Annotated in this window: 4 protein-coding genes and 1 pseudogene; 3 read left to right on the top strand and 2 right to left on the bottom strand. The window is 40.4% G+C overall.

Annotation, left to right across the window (positions count from 1 at the left end; genetic code table 11):
- Positions 1 to 1,335 (top strand): MFS transporter (locus P20311_RS03195; RefSeq protein ID WP_238529423.1); only part of this gene is annotated, 1,335 nt, incomplete at its 5' end.
- 185 nt (positions 1,336 to 1,520) lie between these two features.
- Here P20311_RS03195 and rfaH read toward each other — a convergent pair.
- Entirely contained in the window at positions 1,521 to 2,003 is a 483-nt protein-coding gene (gene rfaH, locus P20311_RS03190; RefSeq protein ID WP_008109597.1) for a transcription/translation regulatory transformer protein RfaH, read from the bottom strand.
- A 227-nt stretch (positions 2,004 to 2,230) separates the two neighbouring features.
- Positions 2,231 to 2,542 (bottom strand): annotated as a pseudogene (locus tag P20311_RS03185) (UTP--glucose-1-phosphate uridylyltransferase); the annotation flags it as partial.
- A gap of 1,327 nt (positions 2,543 to 3,869) precedes the next feature.
- On the opposite strand from P20311_RS03185, the gene P20311_RS03180 reads away from it, so the two are divergent.
- Both P20311_RS03180 and P20311_RS03175 read left to right on the top strand, forming a co-directional pair.
- On the top strand, positions 3,870 to 4,502 hold the full coding sequence (locus P20311_RS03180; RefSeq protein WP_008109592.1) for a hypothetical protein: 633 nt from the start codon (positions 3,870 to 3,872) through the stop codon (positions 4,500 to 4,502).
- A gap of 68 nt (positions 4,503 to 4,570) precedes the next feature.
- Positions 4,571 to 4,807 (top strand): hypothetical protein, encoded by a 237-nt coding sequence (locus P20311_RS03175; RefSeq protein ID WP_036984734.1) that lies wholly within the window; start codon positions 4,571 to 4,573, stop codon positions 4,805 to 4,807.
- The last annotated feature ends 13 nt before the right edge of the window (positions 4,808 to 4,820 follow it).

Below are 4,820 nucleotides of genomic sequence, written 5' to 3'. Positions count from 1 at the left end.
ATTATCGTTTGTAGCGGCTCTATTATTGGACCGCTTGGCATGGCAGGCGTTAACATCGCTATTCCTGACCTTGCTGAAGATTTACACGCAAGCGCAAAAATGATTGCGTGGATGCCCACCTTGTATTTACTCAGTAGCGTCCTTTTTATGCTGCCGTGCGGTAAAATAGCAGACAACTATGGTCGCAAACGCGTGTATGCATTTGGTTTAGGTTTAAATGCGCTGGCCTCGCTAATGTGTGCGTTAGCAAATTCTATTGAGTGGGTGCTTTTTTGGCGCTTTATACAAGGGGCTGCAGGCGCCATGATTTTTGGTATAGGTGTTGCCATTATCACCTCTGTTACGCCTGATAATAAACGCGGAATGGCACTGGGCATCTCTGCGGCGTGTGTGTACATAGGACTCAGTGCAGCGCCTGCGGTTGGTGGCTGGCTCACTGAAATATGGGGATGGCGCGCCGTGTTTTACTCGCAAATCCCCCTGGTACTTATGCTGCTTATTGCCATTAAACTGTTTTTGCATGGCGAATGGAAAAACGATAAAAAATCGCCGTTTGACTGGTGGGGTATGGTTATTTTCTCGCTCTTTGCACTGTGCTTAGTATTAGGGTTAAGTGATTTACCGAATATAGCTGGCTGGCTATTAACCGCACTTTCAATCATTTGTTTAATGCTATTTATTGTTCACCAAAGTCGCAGTCGGCGCCCGTTAATTAGAGTACAAATGTTTTTAGAAAGTCGTGTATTTAGCCTATCGTTGACTACATCGTTTTTAATGTATGCCAGTAACTTTTCACTGGCCTTTTTGTTAAGTTTGTACCTGCAATATATAAAAGGATTAAGCCCCGCACATGCAGGACAAATAGTATTACTACAAGCGGTTTCAATGGCTATTATGGCGCCCCTAGCAGGTAAGCTTGCCGATAAAATACAACCACGCTTACTTGCCACGCTAGGCTGTGTAATTGTTCTGGTTGGATTTTTTCTGTTATCCCAGTTATCGGTTAACTCAAGCACCGCTTACATTAGCGGCTCACTGTTATTATTAGGGATTGGGTTTGGCTTATTTTCGACCCCTAACAACAATGCCATTATGGGTGCAGTGGATAAAAGTGAGCTAGGTGTGGCGTCTTCCTCAATGAACTTATCACGCACTATTGGTAATTTATTTGGTATGAGCTTAATAAACTTAATTGTGCATTATTACCTTGGTGACAGCACCTTCTCAGCGCAAAATAGCCACGCACTAATGAGCACCATTTCATTGGCGTTTAAAATGTCATTAGGATTTGTCATGCTGGCAAGCTGTATTTCTGCGCTGCGAGGTCGGGCTTAAAAGGCTGCTAGCTTCGAGCTTCGAGCTGCGAGGCACTAGGTTCGAGGGAGGTTCAAGGTTCTAGGCTCTAGGATCTATGCCCGTAGCTCGAAGCCCGTAACCCGCTGCCGTTATCATGAACTTTAACACCGCACTTGGCCTAATCTCTACCTATCACCTAAACCCTAGCACCTATCACCTATCACCTAAGATTCAATATCTTTATTGTCTACACTCATTTCTATTTGCTTATTCAGTAAGTTAATTAACAAAATGCTGCGCATATCGCCGTCGGGCTCTTTGTATATTGCTTGAATACTTTTAAAAGAATCGTTATTAACGCTGACTACATCACCCGCTTTTGGCATTGTTGACTCAACGGTTTGTGAGCATTTACTTTGTAATTGTTCAATTAAAGCTACAGGGACTATTTGATAACTCGCACCATAAGACACAAACCCACCAATACCGCGGGTATTTTTTACAGCAGAAAAATTTCCGCTTTTTAAATCAAGACGAACAAACAAGTAATTAGGAAACAAAGCGAGCTGTTTAACAGTACGACGACCTTTAACCAGCTTTTCTGTTGTTAATTTGGGGTAAAATGCCTCAATCCCTTGGTTGGTTAAGTTAGTTTTTGCCCTTTCCTCTTGTCGGGGCTTGCACATAACTAAATACCAATTTTCCATACTATACCCTGTAACCTTAGCTTAACGAGCAGTCGCCAGCATTTATCAAACCGAACTTGCCATTGTAAACTACTCACGGAATTGATGCGAGCCTGATAGTTAGGTTTTAGGTCCTAGGTTTTAGACCCGTAGCCCATTACTCGTTGCCCGTTACCGGTAACCCACTACCGTGAATTTTAAAACCATGCTTGGCTTAATCTCTACCTAGCCCCTAGCCCCTAGCACCTTTACCCTTTAACCAACTCTTTCATATATTCAGTAAACTCATAACCTAAGCTTTCATGGCGCATGCTGTATTCTACAATGGCTTTTAAATAACCAAGTTTATCGCCGCAGTCATGTGAGCGGCCACTCACATGAAACGCTTCTACCGTATCAATAGCAAGTAATGCATCAATCGCGTCTGTAAGTTGTATTTCACCGCCTGCGCCAACATGAGTTTTAGCGAGTAATGGCCAAATATTTTTACTTAAAACATAACGACCAACAACGGCTAAATTTGAAGGAGCAACCTCTGCGGCTGGTTTTTCAACCATTGCGAAGAAGGATCCGATAGTTCCCTCTATTAGAAGAAAACACTCCCCCCCCCTAAAAACCTTACACAGCAAGGCTTTGCGCGCGATTTGGCTTTTTAAATGAGACAGAAAAACGTCTAATTTTTAACATTTGAGACAGTCTTAATCGTGAAAAATGCAAGTGAAAAGTGTCTCAATATGGCTATTTACAACACGCTAGCACATCAAAAGTCTGAGATGAAAAAGTGTAAAAATTCAATTTTTATATATACCAACATATCAATTAATGCCCATAAAAAGGATTCACCGTGTCTCAATATGGCTATTTCATAGAGTCTTAGCAGCTAAAAGTCTGAGATGAAAAAGTGAAAAAATTCACTTTTTTATTATGTGGTAAGACAATTCTTTACCTAATTTAAGGCTGATTTACGCGTTAAAATAACAACCAGTGAGTCGGTTTGGCGCGCTCAAATCAGCGATTTTATCGTAGCTTCACGCGCAATCTGTGAAATAGTGAATGTAAAAGTAAATACTCAATGCTAGACGCGCGATACCCCCCCCTAAATGGAGTGAAGTCGATAGGTATAGCGTGGTGCTTTTGCGCAAAAGCGCCAATGTTACTCATGTAAATAATCAATATGTGTACATGATGTACCACTTATAAAGACCTAATGAAATGAGAGTGGTTTAGAGCGTAAAATCATCGATTCTATGCGTAAGCGCGAGTGTTTATGCGTAAAAATGCCTGTTTTACTCATGTATAAATACTAGATTTCTACACATATGACCATTACAACTCACTAACCGCCTTTCTTTAGGACCAAGAATACTTATTTACGTAAAGCGCGAGCGTTTATGCGTGAAAACGCCTGTATTACTCATGTAAAAATACCAATTCTCTACATAGATGACCATTTGCAATGACCCAGTGACATTACCATAAAGTATTAATTTAATGGATAAAGAGTCAGTGTGTCTACGCAGATGCACCTGTATCATCGAGGTCAAAACTCAATATTTATACATAGATGACCTATTTTAAACGGCCTAGGAAATAAAAGTGGTTTATAGCGTACAACATCTATTTTTATGCGTAAAAGCTCCCACTTTACTCATGTAAAAATGCCTGTAATCTGCATGGATGACCATTTAAACTCAACAATTGTCTCCTTTTTGGACAAAAGAAAGCATATCTACGTGAATTGTCAGTGTCACACGTGCAAAAATACCAGTGTTCATACATAGCTGACCTCTCGTTGATTGGCCCTTTTTAGAACAATAATCCACACAAGGTGTAGCCTTAAGATTAGTTATTGTTACTATATGTAAAAAACAAAAAGGAAATTAATAAATGAAAACAACATTACTTACCGCAGTCATATCGCTTGCCGTTTTAAGTGGTTGTAAATCAACCCACCGCTACGATGTATTAGCGCCTAACGATCCAATACCGTTAACTATTAACAGTACAGATGTATATAAGTGGGACAACGATGATAGTGTGCCGTTTAATCTTGCTAAATTGGGTTATAGCTCAGGTGTAGGTCGTGGTATAAACGACTCAGCTAACCCGCAAGCGAATGACGTAGGAAAAAGCAGCGTTGGCTTATCTGCTGCAACTGGGTTTCTTTACGGTGGTGTTCTTAATGCTGTAGGTAACAGCGTTCTTGCATCCAACACAAATGACCGACGCGATTGGCGGCCTTACATTGTAGATTTTGTGCCTGTTGAGCAATTAGATATAACGAAACCCGTTGATGCCGCATACATTGTCCAGCAAAGACTGGGTGGTTATTTTGAAAAAGCAATGGCTGAAATAGATGGCGCTAATTTTCACGGGGCATTTTTCCAAAAAAACAAACGCATTCCATCTGATAACTATATTGTTTACTCAGGCGATGAATGTGTTAAAGCTTACAGTTATATGCATACAGAAAATAATCCTGCAGCTATTAAGTACGAATACTGGAAAAAAATATTGTAAATATCACAGACGAAGTTAATTCTTTAGAAACGGGCTGCTCGATTGGTTTTACATCTTCTGTTACTGGTATGTTAAATGGCCACTACATTGTGGTACATGAAGTTAGCCGTCCAAATATAGCGTTATATACAATGTTATTAACTGCACCAAAGCTACCTGCCGCAACGGTATTTCCTAGCTCACTGGTTATTGCAGATATGAGTAACGCTAAAAAGAAAACAGTTACGTTCAATACTTCATTCTCATATGTTAATGGTGAAAAGCTGTATTTTGATTCAAATGTTAACAGCAAGCCTATTATTTAAGCGTGTTCCCCCC

It is taken from the genome of Pseudoalteromonas sp. BSi20311, from assembly GCF_000239875.1.
Lineage (GTDB): Bacteria > Pseudomonadota > Gammaproteobacteria > Enterobacterales > Alteromonadaceae > Pseudoalteromonas.
This window is presented reverse-complemented; position numbering and strand designations above follow the sequence as displayed.

Coding starts and splice junctions, on each gene's coding strand:
- rfaH (WP_008109597.1), bottom strand. CDS start 2,003: ATGGAAAATTGGTATTTAGTTATGTGCAAGCCCCGACAAGAGGAAAGG.
- P20311_RS03180 (WP_008109592.1), top strand. CDS start 3,870: ATGAAAACAACATTACTTACCGCAGTCATATCGCTTGCCGTTTTAAGT.
- P20311_RS03175 (WP_036984734.1), top strand. CDS start 4,571: ATGTTAAATGGCCACTACATTGTGGTACATGAAGTTAGCCGTCCAAAT.